General features: G+C 64.2%; 12 protein-coding genes and 1 pseudogene. 11 read left to right on the plus strand and 2 right to left on the minus strand.

The window, feature by feature from the left end; all coding sequences use genetic code 11:
- Window positions 1-8 precede the first annotated feature (8 nt).
- From WA950_RS14605 to apnL, 9 genes and pseudogenes are all read left to right on the plus strand, one after another.
- On the plus strand, window positions 9-1,682 hold the full coding sequence (locus WA950_RS14605; protein ID WP_424552440.1) for a glycerol-3-phosphate dehydrogenase/oxidase: 1,674 nt from the start codon (window positions 9-11) through the stop codon (window positions 1,680-1,682).
- 87 nt (window positions 1,683-1,769) lie between these two features.
- A pseudogene (locus WA950_RS14610) lies at window positions 1,770-3,471 on the plus strand (dihydroxyacetone kinase family protein).
- Between the two features lie 305 nt (window positions 3,472-3,776).
- Entirely contained in the window at window positions 3,777-4,604 is an 828-nt protein-coding gene (locus WA950_RS14615) for a phosphogluconate dehydrogenase C-terminal domain-containing protein (protein WP_424552441.1), read from the plus strand.
- A 120-nt stretch (window positions 4,605-4,724) separates the two neighbouring features.
- Window positions 4,725-5,666: a D-ribose ABC transporter substrate-binding protein gene (locus WA950_RS14620; RefSeq protein WP_424552442.1), complete on the plus strand. Its 942-nt coding sequence runs from the start codon at window positions 4,725-4,727 to the stop codon at window positions 5,664-5,666.
- A 68-nt stretch (window positions 5,667-5,734) separates the two neighbouring features.
- A complete protein-coding gene (locus tag WA950_RS14625; RefSeq protein ID WP_424552443.1) occupies window positions 5,735-6,370 on the plus strand; it encodes a DUF2291 family protein in 636 nt (211 codons plus the stop codon).
- Window positions 6,371-6,372: 2 nt separating this feature from the next.
- Entirely contained in the window at window positions 6,373-7,917 is a 1,545-nt protein-coding gene (locus WA950_RS14630; protein WP_424552444.1) for a sugar ABC transporter ATP-binding protein, read from the plus strand.
- Entirely contained in the window at window positions 7,917-8,984 is a 1,068-nt protein-coding gene (locus tag WA950_RS14635; RefSeq protein WP_424552681.1) for an ABC transporter permease, read from the plus strand. The genes WA950_RS14630 and WA950_RS14635 overlap by 1 nt, the downstream gene beginning before the upstream one ends.
- A gap of 2 nt (window positions 8,985-8,986) precedes the next feature.
- Entirely contained in the window at window positions 8,987-10,021 is a 1,035-nt protein-coding gene (locus WA950_RS14640) for a Gfo/Idh/MocA family protein (RefSeq protein ID WP_424552445.1), read from the plus strand.
- Window positions 10,018-11,886, plus strand: a complete 1,869-nt coding sequence (gene apnL / locus WA950_RS14645; protein ID WP_424552446.1) for a D-apionate lactonase — start codon at window positions 10,018-10,020, stop codon at window positions 11,884-11,886. The genes WA950_RS14640 and apnL overlap by 4 nt, the downstream gene beginning before the upstream one ends.
- A gap of 4 nt (window positions 11,887-11,890) precedes the next feature.
- Here apnL and WA950_RS14650 read toward each other — a convergent pair whose 3' ends face one another.
- A complete protein-coding gene (locus WA950_RS14650) occupies window positions 11,891-12,607 on the minus strand; it encodes a transcriptional regulator NanR (protein WP_424552447.1) in 717 nt (238 codons plus the stop codon).
- A gap of 146 nt (window positions 12,608-12,753) precedes the next feature.
- Here WA950_RS14650 and oiaX point away from each other — a divergent pair, with 146 nt between their 5' ends.
- Window positions 12,754-14,010 carry a 3-oxo-isoapionate-4-phosphate decarboxylase OiaX gene (oiaX, locus tag WA950_RS14655; protein ID WP_424552448.1) on the plus strand — a complete coding sequence of 419 codons (1,257 nt, stop codon included), beginning with the start codon at window positions 12,754-12,756 and terminating at the stop codon, window positions 14,008-14,010.
- A gap of 3 nt (window positions 14,011-14,013) precedes the next feature.
- On the plus strand, window positions 14,014-15,315 hold the full coding sequence (locus WA950_RS14660) for a four-carbon acid sugar kinase family protein (protein WP_424552449.1): 1,302 nt from the start codon (window positions 14,014-14,016) through the stop codon (window positions 15,313-15,315).
- Between the two features lie 73 nt (window positions 15,316-15,388).
- On the opposite strand, the gene WA950_RS14665 is transcribed toward WA950_RS14660, so the two are convergent.
- Window positions 15,389-16,543 (minus strand): fumarylacetoacetate hydrolase family protein, encoded by a 1,155-nt coding sequence (locus WA950_RS14665; protein WP_424552450.1) that lies wholly within the window; start codon window positions 16,541-16,543, stop codon window positions 15,389-15,391.
- Between the last annotated feature and the right edge of the window lie 3 nt (window positions 16,544-16,546).

The following is a 16,546-nucleotide window of genomic DNA, read 5'->3' on the forward strand; positions in this document are numbered from 1 at the left end:
TTCCTATCATGACGGATACGACAGCCGGCACGGTCGAGACCTTCGACGTCATCGTCCTTGGCGCAGGCATCAATGGAGCCGGGCTTTTCCGCGACCTTTGCCTTCAGGGCCTGAAGTGCCTGATCGTCGACAAGGCCGATTTTGGCTCCGGCACCAGTGCCGCGCCCTCCCGCCTCATCCATGGCGGGATCAAATATCTGGAAACCGGCGAACTGGGGCTGGTCGCGCAATCGACGCTGGAGCGCAATCTGCTCCTGCGCAACGCGCCGCATTGCGTGGAGCCGCTGCCGACCTTCATTCCCTCATTCTCGCTGATGAAGGGTGCTTTTGCGGCGATGCGCACGTTGCTCGGCTCTACGACGGCGCCACGCAGCCGGGGCGCTGTGCTGATCAAGATCGGGCTTGCGCTCTACGATCTCTACGGCGCGCGCCATCGCGTGATGCCCAGGCACCAGTTCTTCTTCCGCCGCAAGGCGCTTGAGGAAATGCCGGCGATCACGCCGCGCATCGTTGCGGGCGGCATCTACTACGACGCCAAGATCAGCCGGCCTGAACGGCTGGTCTGGGAACTGGTGCGCGACGGGCTCGATGCCAGCCCGCATTCCCGGGCGATGAATGTCACGACCCTTCTCGGGCAGGAAGCCGGCGTGCTGCGCCTCAGCGACCCGTGCGGTGGCGAGCGGTTGGTGCGCGCCGGAACCGTGGTGAACGGCGCCGGTCCCTGGATCGATCACGTCAATGCGACGCTGGGCGTTCCGGGTAAGCTGATCGGCGGCACGAAGGGCTCGCATATCCTGCTTCGCCATCCCGATCTCGTCAAAAGCCTCAAGGGCCGCATGATCTATTTCGAGGCGGACGACGGGCGTATCTGCCTGGTCTACGATTTCCTCGGCCTTGCGCTCGTCGGCTCGACGGACATCAAGGCGGACAATCCGGAAACCGTGCGCTGCGAGGAAGACGAGATCGAGTATTTCCTCGCCAGCCTTCGCTCGCTCCTGCCGGCCCTGCCGTTCGATCGCGACCAGATCGTCTATGCCTATAGCGGCATCCGCCCGCTGCCGGCATCCGACGCCAGCCAGCCCGGCCTGATCAGCCGCGATCACTCGGCACCCGTGGCGGAGCCGGCAGGCGACCGGCCGTTCCCTGTCATTTCGCTGGTCGGCGGCAAGTGGACGACCTTCCGTGGCTTTGCCCAGGAGGTGGCCGACACGATCCTCTCGCGCATGGGCCGTAGCCGGACGACCAGCACCGAGATGCTGCCGATCGGCGGCGGGCGCGGCTTCCCGACGGATGAGGCAGCCCGGCGCGCCTGGATTGCAGAACGCTCAACGAAGAGCGGCCTGCCGGCCGCACGCATCGAGGCGCTGCTTGCCCGCTACGGCACGACGGCCGATGCGGTCCTCGCTCACATCCACGAGTCTGGCGATGCCCCGCTCGCCGATGTGGAGGGTTACGGCCGCGCCGAGATCGACTGGATCGTCCGCAACGAGATGATCGAGCATCTGGCCGATATCGTCATGCGTCGCACGACGCTTGCCATCGAAGGCAGGCTGACGGCCGCCGGCCTTGAGGAAATCTCGGCGGTGGCTGCGGCGGTCCTCGGCTGGGACGATGGCCGGAGAATGCAGGAGCTTGCATCCGTCACGCGACAGCTGACAGCCTTCAACCGCGTGGTCCTTTAGGGACGCGCGCCTGATGCGCGTCTTTGCCCTTTTCTCGGCCCGATCCATATTGCATCTTCGCAGCTCGATTGCCTGCGGGAGGAACCAATGACCAAGATCGTCGATGACCCGGAAACCTTCGCCTCGTCTGCGCTGGCGGGTTTTTTCCCGCATCTACGGGCGCTATGTCCGGCTGGTGAAGGGGGGCGTCGTCCGATCCACGGCGGTGCCGCGCGGCAAGGTGTCGGTGATCGTCGGCGGCGGGTCCGGGCACTATCCCGCCTTTGCCGGCTATGTCGGGCCGGGCATGGCGGATGCAGCCGTGGCGGGTGAAATCTTCGCCTCGCCCTCGACGGCGGCGGTTGCCCGCGTCTGCCGCAATGCCGATCATGGCGGCGGCATCATCCTCGGCTTCGGCAATTATGCCGGCGACGTCCTCAATTTCGGCGTTGCCGCCGAACGCCTGCGCGCCGAAGGCATCGATGTGCGCATCGTCACGGTGACCGACGACGTGGCGAGCGCACCGGCGGAAAACCACTTGCAGCGCCGCGGCATCGCGGGCGATTTCGTCGTCTTCAAGGTTGCGGGCGCCGCTGCCGAGGTGGGCCTTTCGATCGATGAGGTCGAGCGGATCACGCGGCTTGCCAACAGCCGCACTTTCTCCTTTGGCGTCGCCTTCGGCGGCTGCACCCTGCCGGGCGCAAGCGAGCCGCTCTTCACCGTACCGAAAGGCATGATGGCGCTGGGCCTTGGCATTCACGGCGAGCCCGGCATCCGCGATGCGCAAATCGTGCCGGCAGGCGAACTGGCAAGATTGCTGGTCGATACGGTGCTGGCCGAGCGCCCGGCCGGCGCGCGCCGCGCGGCGGTGCTGCTCAACGGTCTCGGCGCCACCAAGTATGAGGAACTGTTCGTGCTCTGGGGCGCGGTCGAAGGCGCGCTTCAGGCCGCTGGCGTCGACCTCGTCGCGCCGGAAGCCGGGGAATATGTCACGAGCCTCGACATGCAGGGCTGCTCGCTGACGGTCCTGTGGCTGGACGAGGAGCTGGAACGCTACTGGCTGGCGCCCTGCGATACGCCGGTCTTTCGGCGCGGCGAGACGTTCCGGACCGAGCCTGCCCTGATCAAGCCCGGTGCGGAGGATGAAATCCCGACTTTCGGCCCCGCTTCAACCGTGTCGCGCGAGAGCGCCCGCTGCCTTGCCGGCATTCTCGATGCGATGGTTTCGACCCTGGGCGAGGCGGAAGCCGAACTCGGGCGTATGGACGCCTTTGCCGGTGACGGCGACCACGGCCAGGGCATGCGGCGCGGGGCGACCGCCGCGCGCGACGCGATCCATCAGGCCGTCGCAAGTGGCGCCGGCGCAAGGAGCGCGCTCGCCATGGCGGGCGATGCCTGGGCGGACCGTGCAGGCGGAACGTCAGGCGCGATCTGGGGGCTGTTGCTGCGCTCGTGGAGTTCCGCCTTCTCCGACGAAACGGCCGTCGAGGATGCTGCGGTGGTGCGCGGCGCGCGGCAGGCGCTCGACGATGTCATGCGGCTTGGCGGCGCAAAGCCGGGAGACAAGACACTGGTCGACGCCTTCGTGCCTTTCGTTGCCCTACTGGAAACAGCGATGAGGGATGGTCTCTCGCTGAAGGAGGCATGGCAGAAGGCCAGCCTTGGCTGCGAGGAGGCTGCGCTGGCGACCGCCCCGCTTTCGCCGCGCCTCGGTCGCGCGCGCCCGCTTGCCGCGCGCAGCATCGGCCATCCCGACGCTGGCGCCGTTTCGCTTGCCCTGATTGCGAAGACGATCGCCGCGCGGCTTTGAGCCGTTTTTCGCGCCTCTGAGCGCCAGCATGCTTATTCCAAATTGAGCCGGACGTCGCGCGACGTTCGGCTTTTTCATTTTTCTCGAAGGTGCAAGTCGAATTTTATCAGATGTTTGTGCGGAGTTTTTCCGGTGGGCCGTCAAGTTTGGGGACTGCCGCCCTCATGGCGAAATGGCTTATTTCAATAGGTAGTTATTGACATGTCATACCAGTTTGGAAATATAAGCTCACCCGGGCAACCGGTGGAGGAAATTTCGGCTGGACAGCGTTTTCGTTTCGGCCGCTCTCATTCAGGAGATCTTCGATGACATCGATCGCGCTGTTCGGTGCTGGTGGCAAAATGGGCTATCGGCTGGCCAAGAACCTGCAGGGTTCCCGCTTCGATGTTCGTCATGTCGAGGTGAGCGAGGCCGGCAGGGCGCGTCTCTCCGGCGATCTCGGCATCGCCTGCGTTTCGCCCGATGAAGGCCTCGATGGCGCAGACGTCGTCATTCTTGCCGTTCCGGATACGGCGATCGGCAAGGTCGCGGCCGGCATCGTCGACAAGTTGAAGCCGGGCACGATGGTCGTGGCGCTCGATGCGGCCGCGCCCTTTGCCGGCCATCTGCCGGAGCGTGCGGACCTCACCTATTTCGTCACGCATCCCTGCCACCCGCCGATCTTCAACGACGAGACGGATCCGGCCGCCAAGCGCGACTTCTTCGGCGGTGTCGCCGCCAAGCAGCATATCGTTTCCGCCCTGATGCAGGGCCCGGAAAGCGCCTATGTGCTGGGTGAGGAGATCGCCAAGGTCATCTGGGCGCCGGTCATGCGCTCGCACCGTGTCACGGTCGAGCAGATGGCGCTGCTCGAGCCGGGCCTGTCCGAGACGGTCTGCGCTTCCCTGCTCGTCGTCATGCGCGAAGCGATGGACGAGTGCGTGCGCCGCGGCGTTGCCAGGGAAGCCGCCCGCGACTTCCTGCTCGGCCATATGAACGTGCTCGGCGCGGTGATTTTCGAAGAGACGCCGGGCGTCTTCTCCGACGCCTGCAACAAGGCGATCGAGTTCGGCAAGCCTGTGCTGATGAAGGACGACTGGAAGCGCGTGTTCGAGCCAGAGGAAATCGCCGCCAGCATCCAGCGCATCACCTGATTTCCGGCGTGCCTGGCCCGCCGCTGGCGGGCGTCAGGCGCCGTCGAAAGATTGCACCGGGGCGGCCATTTTCAATGGAGGGATGGCCGAAGGAGTCCGGTGCCTAACCGGGAGGAAAATATGAACATTACCCGCAGACTGATCACCGTCGGTTTCGCTGCCGTGATGGCGGCTGGCGTTGCCATGCCGTCCTTCGCCGCCGACCTTATCGCCGTCATCACTCCGAGCCATGACAATCCGTTCTTCAAGGCCGAAGCGGTCGGTGCGGAAGCCAAGGCTAAGGAGCTTGGCTACGAAACCCTGATCCTCGTGCACGATGACGACGCCAACAAGCAGTCCCAGCTGATCGATACGGCCATCGGGCGCGGCGCGAAGGCGATCATCCTGGACAATGCCGGTGCCGACGCTTCGGTCGCCGCCGTGCAGAAGGCCAAGGACGCCGGCATTCCGTCCTTCCTGATCGACCGCGAAATCAACGCCGCGGGCGTTGCCGTCTCGCAGATCGTCTCGAACAACTATCAGGGCGCGCAGCTCGGCGCTGAGGAGTTCGTCAGGCTGATGGGCGAGAAGGGCAATTATGTCGAACTGGTCGGCAAGGAATCCGACACCAATGCGGGCATCCGGTCGAAGGGCTACCACGATGTCATCGACGAATATCCGGACCTGAAGATGGTCGCGCAGCAGTCGGCCAACTGGAGCCAGACGGAAGCCTATTCGAAGATGGAGACCATCCTCCAGGCCAACCCGGATATCCAGGGCGTCATCGCAGGCAACGACACGATGGCCATGGGCGCCATCGCAGCCCTGCAGGCCGCCGGCAAGAAGGACGTGATCGTCGTCGGTTTCGATGGTTCGAACGACGTGCGCGACTCCATCAAGGCGAACGGCATCAAGGCCACCGTGCTGCAGCCGGCATATGCGCAGGCCCAGCTTGCCGTTCAACAGGCGCACGACTTCATCACGAGCGGCAAGAAGCCGGCTGAAGAAAAGCAGCTGATGGACTGCGTGCTGATCAATGCGGACAACGCCGACAAGCTCGATACCTTCGCGATGAAGGACTGATCTTCGAAGCGCGCGGGCGCGGGATGATTGCCATTCCGCGCCTCGCCCTATGCCGGAGTACCCTATTCATGCGCTTCAAGGCCGCTGCCGTCATCGTGCTTGCATCCGCTCTCGGGCTTGCGGGCTGCAAATTCGTAAAAACCGCCGACAAGGACAGGGAGGATCAGGCTGGCGCCTTCGATCCCGACAAGCTGGTTGCCGAGATGTGGGAGGCCAAGGTTGTGCCCTATCTCGAAAAGCGCGCCGCTCCACTGCCGCAGGTGCTGGCGGCGACCCTCGCCAATCCCGACGAGGCCGGCCAGAAATACGGCTACAAGGCCAGACAGGGCAATGCACCCTGGACCTTCATCGCCACCGTCGACGGGGTGATCGTCGCGGAAGAAACGAAATCCCGCGCCGGCTATGTCGATGTCGACGTCGATGGTGACGCCAAGGCGGATGTCCGGGTCTCGATCGGTCCGGCGATCCGCGGCACGGCGCTGCGCGACAGCCTGGATTTCATGGACTTCAACGCCTTCAAGAACCAGATCGAATGGGCGCAGTTCGGCAAGTCGTTCAACAGCTATGTGAACGGTGCGCTGCTGGAGAAGCTGCCGCGCGAGGGGCTGACCGGCAAGACGCTCAAGGCGACCGGCGCCTATCCGTTGCCGGCCAAGGGCCAGTTGCCACTGCTCGTTCCCGCTACCGTTACCGTCGGAGGCTGAGGATGAACGGCATCGACGACGGCGACGTCATTCTCGAACTGAAAGACATCACCAAAGCCTATTCCGGCATCGTGGCGCTGAAAAAGGCGGACCTGAAACTCCGGCGCGGCGCGGTGAATGTGCTGGTCGGTGAAAACGGCGCCGGCAAATCGACGATGATGCGCATCATCGCCGGCGTCGAGCGGCCGACGCTCGGCGAGATCTGGATGGACGGTGAGCGCATCCATCTGGACAGCCCCGCGGACGCGGTACGCCATGGCATCGGCATCGTCTTTCAGGAACTGAATCTCTTCGGCAACCTCTCCGTCGCCGAGAACATCTTCGCCACCCGCGAAATCACGCGCGGACTGCGCGGCATCGACCACAAGACACAGGTCGAGAAGGCCAATGCGTTTCTCGATCGCCTCGAGGCCGGCATTTCCGCCGATACGCTGGCGGAAGACCTGCCGATCGGCCAGCAGCAGCTCGTCGAGATCGCCCGTGCCGTTTCGCTCGACACCCGTATCCTCATCATGGACGAGCCCACCTCGGCGTTGAGCGCGGCGGAGGTCGATGTGCTCTTCCGCGTCATCGCGGACCTCAAGGCGCGCGGCGTCGCAATCGTCTATATTTCGCACCGGCTGGAAGAGCTTATGCGCATCGGTGATTACATCACCGTGCTGAAGGACGGCCAGATCACCGGCCATGCCATGGTCAGGGATATCGACACGCAGTGGATCGTGCGCTCGATGATCGGCTCCGATGCCAAGGATTTCGCCAAGCAGCTCGATCACGAGCCGGGTGAGGAAGTCTTTCGCACGCAGGACATCTGCCTGCCGCGCGCACAGGGCGGCTATGCCGTCGATCACGTCTCGCTCGGCGTGCGCAAGGGCGAAATCCTCGGCATCTATGGCCTGATGGGCGCCGGGCGCTCCGAATTCTTCGAATGCATCATGGGCCGCCACGAACACGCTACGGGAAGGATCTTCATCGAGGGCGAAGAACTGAAGGGGCGCGATACGACGCGGCGCATCCGCGAGGGCCTCGCGTTGATCCCGGAAGACCGCCAGCGCGAAGGGCTCGTGCAATCCATGTCGATCGCCGACAATCTTTCCATGGCGAGCCTCGGCCGCTTTCTGAAGGGCGGCTTCCACATCGATCTCAAGCTCGAGAAGAAGGCGGTTCTCGAGGCGATCCGCAATCTTTCGATCAAGGCGAAGAACCCGGACTTCGACGTGACCTCCATGTCGGGCGGCAACCAGCAGAAGGTCGTCATCGGCAAGGCGCTGATGACCGGGCCGAAGGTTCTGCTGATGGACGAGCCGAGCCGTGGCATCGATGTCGGCGCCAAGGCCGACGTTTTCCGCACCATGCGGCGGCTGGCGGGCGAGGGGCTCGCCATCCTGTTCTCCACGTCTGACCTCGAGGAGGTCATGGCGCTTTCCGACCGTATCGCGGTGATGAGCAACGGCCGTCTTGTGACGGTGGTCGACCGCAAGGACGCCACCGAGGAAATGATCGTCTCGGCCTCCGCAGAGGGACATAAAACCAAAAGGATGCACGCGTGATGACGACAGCAACGCAAACTGCCGCCACCGGCAACGGCCTCTCCACCGGAGCCGCCCTGCTCACGCTCATGAAGCTGAGGACGTTCATCGCACTCTTTGCGGTCATCATCTTCTTCTCGATATTCGCGCCGAATTTCCTGTCGACCGCCAACATGATCCTGATGTCGAAGCACGCGACGCAGAATGCGTTTCTGGCGATCGGCATGACCTTCGTGATCATCACCGGCGGCATCGACCTGTCCGTGGGATCGATCGTCGGCCTGTGCGGCATGATCGCCGGCGGTCTCATCATGTATGGCGTGGCGCTGCCGCTCGGCTACACGGTCTATTTCAACGTCGTCGAGGTTGCGGTCATCGTCATGGTGGTCGGCATCCTGATCGGCGCGGTCAACGGCCTGCTGATCACCCGGCTCAACGTCGCGCCCTTCATCGCGACGCTCGGCACGCTCTATGTCGCGCGCGGCATGGCGCTGCTCTATTCCGACGGCCAGACGCTGCCCAATCTCACGGGACGCGAAGATCTCGGCAACCAGGGCTTCAGCTATCTCGGCTCCGGTTCGATCCTCGGCCTTCCCGTTTCCGTCTGGATCCTCATCGTCGTGGCGCTGGGAGCGGCCTATTTCGCCCGCTTCGTGCCGCTCGGCCGGCATATCTTTGCGGTCGGCGGCAATGAGCGTGCCTCGCGCATGTCGGGCATCCGCGTCAACCGGGTCAAGATGTTCGTCTACATGTTCTCCGGCTTCTGCGCGGCCATCGTCGGCATGATCGTCTCGTCAGAACTGATGGCCTCGCATCCGGCGACGGGAACCAATCTCGAACTCAACGCCATTGCGGCGGCCGTTCTTGGTGGTACATCCATGTCGGGCGGGCGCGGCACGATCGGCGGCACGATCATCGGCGCCTTCGTGATCGGCATTCTTTCCGACGGGTTGGTGATGATGGGGGTCAGTTCGTTCTGGCAGATGGTGATCAAGGGGCTGGTGATCATCGTGGCCGTGGTGGTCGATCAGGCGCAGCGCCGCCTGCAGCAGCGCGTCACCCTCATGCAGATGGCAAAGGCAGGTTGAACATGGCGAAGATCAAGGGGGCGCTGATCGGCTGCGGGTTCTTCGCCGTCAACCAGATGCATGGCTGGCGGGATCTGCCGGATGTCGAGATCGTCGCGATCTGCGACCGCGATCCGGAGCGATTGAAAATCGTCGGCGATCAGTTCGGCGTGGCGCGGCGCTACCATTCGGCGGACGAGATGTTCACCGATGGCGGTTTCGATTTCGTCGATATCGCGACGACGGTCGGCAGTCATCGGGCGTTGGTCGAGCTTGCGGCGGCCCACAGGGTTCCGGCAATCTGCCAGAAGCCCTTCGCGCCGACGCTGGCCGATGCGAGCGCCATGGTCGCCGCAGCCGACAAGGCCGGCATTCCGCTGATGATCCATGAGAATTTCCGCTGGCAGACGCCCATTCTCGCGGTGAAGGACGTTCTGGACAGCGGCGCGATCGGCACGCCCTTCTGGGGCCGCGTTTCCTTCCGCTCCGGTTTCGACGTCTTCTCCGGCCAGCCCTATCTCGCGAAAGGCAAGCGCTTCATCATCGAGGATCTCGGCATCCATTCGCTGGACATTGCCCGCTTCCTCTTCGGCGATGCAAGCCGCTTGACGGCCCGCACGACGCGCATCAACCCGGAGATCGCCGGCGAGGATGTGGCGACCATGCTGCTCGACCACGACAACGGTATCACCTCGATCGTCGATGTCAGCTACGCGACGAAACTGCCGGAAGAACCCTTCCCGCAAACCCTTGTCGAGATCGATGGCAGTAAGGGCACGCTGCGTCTCGGCAAGGACTACAGGCTCACCGTCCACGGCCCGGACGGTACGACGGAAAGCATCGTTGCGCCGAACCTGTTGCCCTGGGCCTCGCGCCCCTGGCACAACATTCAGGAGAGCGTCGCGCTCATCCAGAAGCACTGGATCGAGCGACTGGTCGCCGGCCGGGAACCGGACACGTCAGGCCGCGACAACCTCAAGACCTTCGCCCTCGTCGAGGCGGCCTATCTCAGTGCCGAACGCGGCGAGACCGTCAGACTGGGGGAGCTTCCGGGATGAGCGCGGACCTGCTGCGGCTCTATGGGACGCGCGAGCGCGAGCCGGAAAGCCGAACGCTCATTGCCGGCGATCTGAGCGTGACGCTTCAGGATGGTAATCTTCGCAGCCTGAAATACCGTGGGCATGAGGTGCTGCGCGCCATCGCGTTCCTCGTCCGCGACAGGGATTGGGGAACCTGCAATGCGGCAATAACGGACCTTGCCACCGAGGAAACGAGGCGGGGCTTTTCCATCAGGTATAGCGCCCGCTTCCGTGCGCCGTCCGGCGCCAGTCTCGATTGCACGATGGCGATCTCCGGCACCGGGCGGGCCGTGACCTTTTCGGCCGATTGCGTCAGCGACGCCGATTTCGAGACGGCCCGGGCCGGCTTTGTCGTGCTGCATCCGGTCGTCGGCGTGGCGGGCGAGCCTGTCACGATCCGCCATGGCGATGGCGGCATCGAGCGAGCCCGCTGGCCGGACCGGATCGAGCCGTGGCAACCCTTCAAGGACATCGCCGCGATCACCCACCGCGTGGCACCCGGCATCGAGGCGACGACCGAGTTCGTCGGCGACGTCTTCGAGATGGAGGACCAGCGCAACTGGACGGATGGCTCCTATAAGACCTATGTGCGGCCGCTCGCGCTGCCATGGCCCTATCGCGTGCCGAAGGGCGAGCCCTTCACCCAGCAGGTATCCGTCGAAATCCGGGCGCAAGACGATGCACGTCCAGCCGCGCGGACATCCGAGGCCATTACACTGCGACTGACGAAGACGCAGCAAGCATTCCCCGAAATCGGTGCCGGTCTGCGGCCTGAATGCCTTGCGCAGGAGCGTGCGGCGCTCGATAGCCTGAAGACGATCGGCGCGCGGCATCTGATTGCCCATTTCGACCCGGACGCCAGCCACGGCATCGAGGCGCTGGAGGGATATGCGGAGATCGCCGCGCGATCCGGCCTTAAGGTGACGCTGGAATTTGCCGTGCCCTGCAAGCATCCACCGGGATCGGAAATGGCCGAGCTCGCCACGCTTGTCAGGAAGGCCGGCCTGCCGCTCGATACGCTGTTCGTCTGCCCTTCGGTGGATCGCCAGTCGACACCGCCAGGCAGCCCATGGCCGGCGTGCCCGCCGCTGGAGGATGTCTATGCCGCGGCGCGTGCGGCTTTCCCCGGCCTGCGGCTCGGCGGCGGCATGATGAGCTATTTCACGGAGCTCAACCGCAAGCGCGTGCCTGCCGGCCAACTCGACTACATCAGCCATTGCACCAGCCCGACCGTGCATGCGGCGGACGATCTTTCCGTCATGCAGACCTTCGAGGCGCTGCGCTTTGTCGTCGGTTCGGCCCGCGCGATCTACGCCGGCAAGCCCTATCGCATCGGCCCCTCGACGATCGCCATGCGGCAGAACCCCTATGGCCGTGCGACCAAGGAGAACCCCGCCGGTGCCCGCATTCCCATGGCCAATGTCGATCCGCGGCACAACGGCGCGTTCGGTGCGGCCTGGACACTGGCCTATGCCGCAACGGTCGCTTCGGCCGGGCTAGAGGTCCTGACGCTTTCGACGCTGGCCGGCCCCTTCGGGCTTGTTGCCGGGGAGGGCGAGGCGACGGCCAGGGGAGAGCTTAGGCCTCCGGCGCATGTGCTGGCGCGTCTTGGTGCGCTGGCTGGCGAAGCGGTGGTCTCGGTCGAAACCTCGCGGCCTGACGCGGTGCTCGGGCTGGCTTCGGGCGAGCGGCTTCTGCTTGCAAACATAACGCCGGAAACGCAGGCGGTCGCCCTGGCCGCAAGGCCGCGCAAAATTCTGGCGATCGATGCCGAACGTACGGAGCTGGCTTCAGGCGAACCGGTCAGCCTGCCGCCCTATGGCTGCGTCGAGATCGTGCTCTGAACGATCACGTCCGTTCCTTGAGTGCATAGAGCGCGCGGGAGCGTTCGAGGTGCTTGATCATCGCCTTTTCGGCAATGTCGGCGTCACCGTTCTCGATGGCGCGGATGATTTCCTCGTGTTCGGCGAGCGTGAAAGTCTCGCGGCCCGTCCAGATGAGCATTTCCGTATGATAGGACTTCAGCCATCCCAGCATCGCGCCGCTGACCGCAGCGAAGATCGGGTTGCCGGAGATCGCGGCGATGCACTGATGGAATTCCATGTCGGCATCGATGAAGGCATCGGCATCGCCGAGGCTTTCCTTCTGCTTGTCGAGCAGGGCGCGAAGTTCGGCGATATGGGCGGGGGTCGCCCTGGCGGCGGCCTCGCGGATCATGCCGCGTTCGAAGAAGATGCGGGCGCTCTTCAGGTATTCCAGCGAGGCGGAGGAGCCGGAGAGCATCATCTTGGCTGGCAGGTCGACCTGCCGGATGATGGATTCGGCGGTGATGCGCAGCACCTTGGCGCGCTCGCCCTGCGAAATCTCCACGAGGCCCTTGCCGGCAAGCGCCTGCATCGCCTCGCGGATGGCGGGACGGCCGACGCCGTAGCGTTCCATGAGTTCGCGTTCGGAGGGCATCTCGTCGCCGGCCTTCAGTTCGCCCGTTTCAATCATGTGCTTCAGGCGAGCGAAGACTTCGTCGGAGAGTTTCTTGCGGACGATGGGTTCGGAAACGACGTTCATGATTCACCTGATTTCGACAGGTTTGAATATGCACCAAGTTCCCTTGGCGCAACAGCTTTGCCGTAATTGGCTTGCAATAACATAAATACTCATTATACCAGTTGGAGAGATTGAACAAGTGCGCCGCCCTGGCGGGAGGAGAGAACGTGATCCGTCTGACCTATCGGATAGAGACACCCGGTTCGGTAGAAGCCATGGCAATCAAGATCGCCAGCGACCAGTCGACGGGCACCTTCGTGGCGTTGCCGGGGGAGACGGAGGAGCTGAAGGCGCGGGTGGCCGCCCGTGTCGTCGCGATCCGTCCCCTGCCGCCGGCGGACCGGGCTTCCTTTCCCGACGAGGCAGGCACTGCGACGCTGTTCAACCGCGCGGATGTCGATATCGATTTTCCGTTCGATGCGATCGGCACCGATCTTTCGGCGCTGATGACCATCGCGATCGGCGGCGTCTTCTCCATCAAGGGCATGACGGGCATTCGCATCGTCGACATGCAGTTGCCGCAGGAATTTGCCGCCGCCCATCCGGGGCCGCAGTTCGGCATTGCGGGTAGTTTCGCGCTGACGGGCGTCAAGGATCGTCCCATCATCGGTACCATCGTCAAGCCGGCGCTCGGCCTCAGGCCGCATGAAACCGCGGAAATGGTGGGCGAACTGATCGAGGCCGGCGTCGATTTCGTCAAGGACGATGAAAAACTGATGAGCCCGGCCTACTCGTCGCTGAAGGATCGTGTCGCGGCGATCATGCCGAAAATCCTCGCTCACGAGCAGAAGACTGGCAAGAAGGTGATGTATGCCTTTGGCATCAGCCACACCGATCCCGACGAGATGATGCGCAACCACGATATGGTGCTGGAAGCCGGCGGCAATTGCGCGGTCGTCAACATCAACTCCATCGGCTTCAGCGGCCTGTCCTTCCTGCGCAAGCGTTCCGGCCTGGTGCTGCACGCCCATCGCAACGGCTGGGATATTCTCACGCGCCATGCCGGCCTCGGCTTCGAATTCTCCGTCTGGCAGCAGTTCTGGCGCCTGCTCGGTGTCGACCAGTTCCAGATCAACGGCATCCGCGTGAAATACTGGGAACCGGACGAGAGTTTCGTGCGCTCCTACAAGGCTGTCACGACGCCGCTGTTTTCGCCGAAGGATGTGGCGCTTCCGGTCATCGGCTCCGGCCAGTGGGGTGGGCAGGCGCCCGATACGATCGCGGCGACCGGCGGCTCAACCGAATTGCTCTATCTCTGCGGCGGCGGCATCGTCAGCCATCCGGGTGGACCAGGAGCGGGCGTGAAGGCGGTGAGGCAGGCCTGGGAGGCGGCGGTCGCGGGCGTGCCGCTTGAAACCTACGCGAAGGATCATCCGGAACTTGCGCAATCCATTGACAAATTTGCCGATGGCAAGGCGTCCTGAGCTATGACGCGACCGTTGATCAGCTACTACGGCGACGATTTCACGGGCTCGACGGACGTCATGGAGGCGCTGTCCTCCAACGGCGTCGAAACCGTGCTTTTCCTGAAGGTGCCGGATCCGGACTTGCTGTCGCGGTTTTCGGGCGCACGCGCCATCGGTCTTGCCGGCACCAGCCGCAGCGAGACGCCGGACTGGATGGAGGTTCATCTGCGCGACGCCTTCGGCTGGCTGAAGACGCTCGATGCCGACCTCTGCCACTACAAGGTCTGCTCGACCTTCGATTCCGCGCCGCATGTCGGCAATATCGGCCGGGCCATCGAAATCGGCCGGGCGGTTTTCGGCAAGGGGACCGTGCCCCTCATCGTCGGCGCCCCGCAGATCCGCCGCTATACGGCCTTTGGTGAGCTTTTCGCCGCCTATCAGGGCTGCAATTATCGCATCGACCGCCACCCGGTCATGTCGCGCCATCCCGTCACGCCGATGGACGAGGCCAACCTGCTCCTGCATCTTTCGCGCCAGACCTCATTGTCCAGCGCCCTCATTGACAATGTCGCCCTGCTGGAGCGGCCCCAGCCGGAAGCCGCCGACATCCTGCTGCTCGACGTGCTTGATGCATCGACACAGGCGGCGGCGGGCACTCTGCTCTGGAACAGGCTGCGTCAGGTGAACCGCTTCGTCTGCGGGTCCTCCGGGGTCGAATACGCCCTCATCCCCGCCTGGCGGAACGAGGGCCTGATCGGCGAAAAGCCGGCCTTCGAGAATGCCGGGTCCGTGGACCGCATCGCCGTCGTTTCGGGGAGCGTGTCGCCGACCACCGAACGCCAGATCCGCCATGCGCTTGCCAACGGGTTCGATGGTGTCACGCTCGATCCGCTCGCGCTGTCAGGCGATGGCGCCGATGCGAGCATCGTGGCGGCGGCGGATGCGGGTCTCAAGGTGCTGGCGCAGGGCCGCAGCGTCGTGCTCTACACGGCGCTCGGTCCATCGGCGGACCGTGGCGGTGAACTCGATTCATCCGCCGGCGCTCGCCACCGCCTCGGGCGGGCACTTGGCCGTATCCAGTCGGAGCTGGTAGCGCGCGCCGGGCTTTCCCGTGCGGTGGTGGCGGGGGGGGACACATCCAGCCACGCACTCGGCGAAATGGGCATTTCTGCCCTCACGCTGAAGATGCCGCTGCCGCAGACGCCCGGCTCGCCGCTCTGCATCGCCCATGGCGGCCCGGCAGACGGCCTGCAGATCGCCCTCAAGGGAGGCCAGGTCGGCGGCGACGATTATTTTTCGATGATCCGGTCGGGCAAGGCATAGAAGGGGCCGGACATGCGGCACCTTTTGCTGCGCCCCGCCTGCCTGCAAGCGGCGGGGCGCAGCTCGATGACGGTTAAAGAAGCTGGCGGGCAGCCAGGTTGCGCATCAGATGCGATGCGCCGAACGTCCAGGGAGCGCATTCCGTGGAAAGGCGCACGCGGTTGGTGAGCGAACCCAGGCGATCATTCGAAATCGTGACGATATCGCCGATCTTGTGCGTGAAGCCCTGACCCGGCGCGCCCCGGTCTTCCGTCGGCGCGAACAGCGTGCCCATGAACAGCATGAAGCCGTCAGGGTACTGATGATGGCGGCCGATCGTCTGGGAGACGAGATCGAGCGGATCGCGGCTGATTTCCTTCATCGAGCTTTTGCCGTGCAGGACGAAACCGTCCTCGCCCTCGACCGTCAGGCCGAGTTCGGCGTTGCGCACGTCGTCGATCGAATAGGTGGCATCGAACAACCGGATGAACGGGCCGATCGAGCAGGAGGCGTTGTTGTCCTTGGCCTTGCCGAGCAGCAGCGCCGAGCGTCCCTCGATGTCGCGAAGGTTGACGTCGTTGCCGAGCGTGGCGCCCTGAACTACGCCCTTGGAATTCACGGCGAGCACGACCTCCGGCTCGGGATTGTTCCACTTGGAGATCGGGTGCAACCCGACATCCGCGGCGTGGCCGACGGAGGACAGGACCTGCGCCTTGGAGAAGACCTCGGCGTCCGGACCGATGCCGACCTCGAGATATTGCGACCAGATGCCTTCCTCGATCAGGGCTTCCTTGACCTTGGCGGCGGCAGGAGAGCCGGCTTTCAGGTCGCGCAGGCTGTCGCCGATGATCGCGGTGACTTTTTCGCGGATCTTCACGGCGAGATCGGGGTTGCCCGCTGCGCGCTCCTCGATGACCCGTTCGATCATCGACCGGGCGAAGGTCACGCCGCAGGCCTTGACCGACTGCAGGTCGTTGGGTGCCAGGAGGTGAAGTTTTCCGGTATCCAGCGAGCCGGCTGACGCCGCCAGTAGATCGGCCAGTCTTGCGACAACGGGACCGGTCGCCTTGGCGACATAGGCTGCGGGATCGTCGAGTTCGAGCAGGTCGCGCATCGTCGGCACGGCCTTTGAGGTGATGTCGACGACATCTTCGCCGCGCACCACCACCAATGCCGGCCCCTCGACCTTCGGATCAAAGACGCGTCCCACGAAAGTCCCCGTCGAAAAAATGTCTGTCGCATTGACCATTGT

Origin of the sequence: Shinella sp., from assembly GCF_049651085.1 — a bacterium.
GTDB lineage: Bacteria > Pseudomonadota > Alphaproteobacteria > Rhizobiales > Rhizobiaceae > Shinella.

Excerpts from the sequence above, each read along its gene's own strand:
- WA950_RS14665 (WP_424552450.1), bottom strand. The coding sequence starts at position 16,543 with ATGGTCAATGCGACAGACATTTTTTCGACGGGGACTTTCGTGGGACGC.
- WA950_RS14650 (WP_424552447.1), bottom strand. The coding sequence starts at position 12,607 with ATGAACGTCGTTTCCGAACCCATCGTCCGCAAGAAACTCTCCGACGAA.
- WA950_RS14605 (WP_424552440.1), top strand. The coding sequence starts at position 9 with ATGACGGATACGACAGCCGGCACGGTCGAGACCTTCGACGTCATCGTC.
- WA950_RS14640 (WP_424552445.1), top strand. The coding sequence starts at position 8,987 with ATGGCGAAGATCAAGGGGGCGCTGATCGGCTGCGGGTTCTTCGCCGTC.
- apnL (WP_424552446.1), top strand. The coding sequence starts at position 10,018 with ATGAGCGCGGACCTGCTGCGGCTCTATGGGACGCGCGAGCGCGAGCCG.
- WA950_RS14615 (WP_424552441.1), top strand. The coding sequence starts at position 3,777 with ATGACATCGATCGCGCTGTTCGGTGCTGGTGGCAAAATGGGCTATCGG.
- WA950_RS14660 (WP_424552449.1), top strand. The coding sequence starts at position 14,014 with ATGACGCGACCGTTGATCAGCTACTACGGCGACGATTTCACGGGCTCG.
- WA950_RS14620 (WP_424552442.1), top strand. The coding sequence starts at position 4,725 with ATGAACATTACCCGCAGACTGATCACCGTCGGTTTCGCTGCCGTGATG.
- WA950_RS14625 (WP_424552443.1), top strand. The coding sequence starts at position 5,735 with ATGCGCTTCAAGGCCGCTGCCGTCATCGTGCTTGCATCCGCTCTCGGG.
- WA950_RS14635 (WP_424552681.1), top strand. The coding sequence starts at position 7,917 with ATGACGACAGCAACGCAAACTGCCGCCACCGGCAACGGCCTCTCCACC.
- WA950_RS14630 (WP_424552444.1), top strand. The coding sequence starts at position 6,373 with ATGAACGGCATCGACGACGGCGACGTCATTCTCGAACTGAAAGACATC.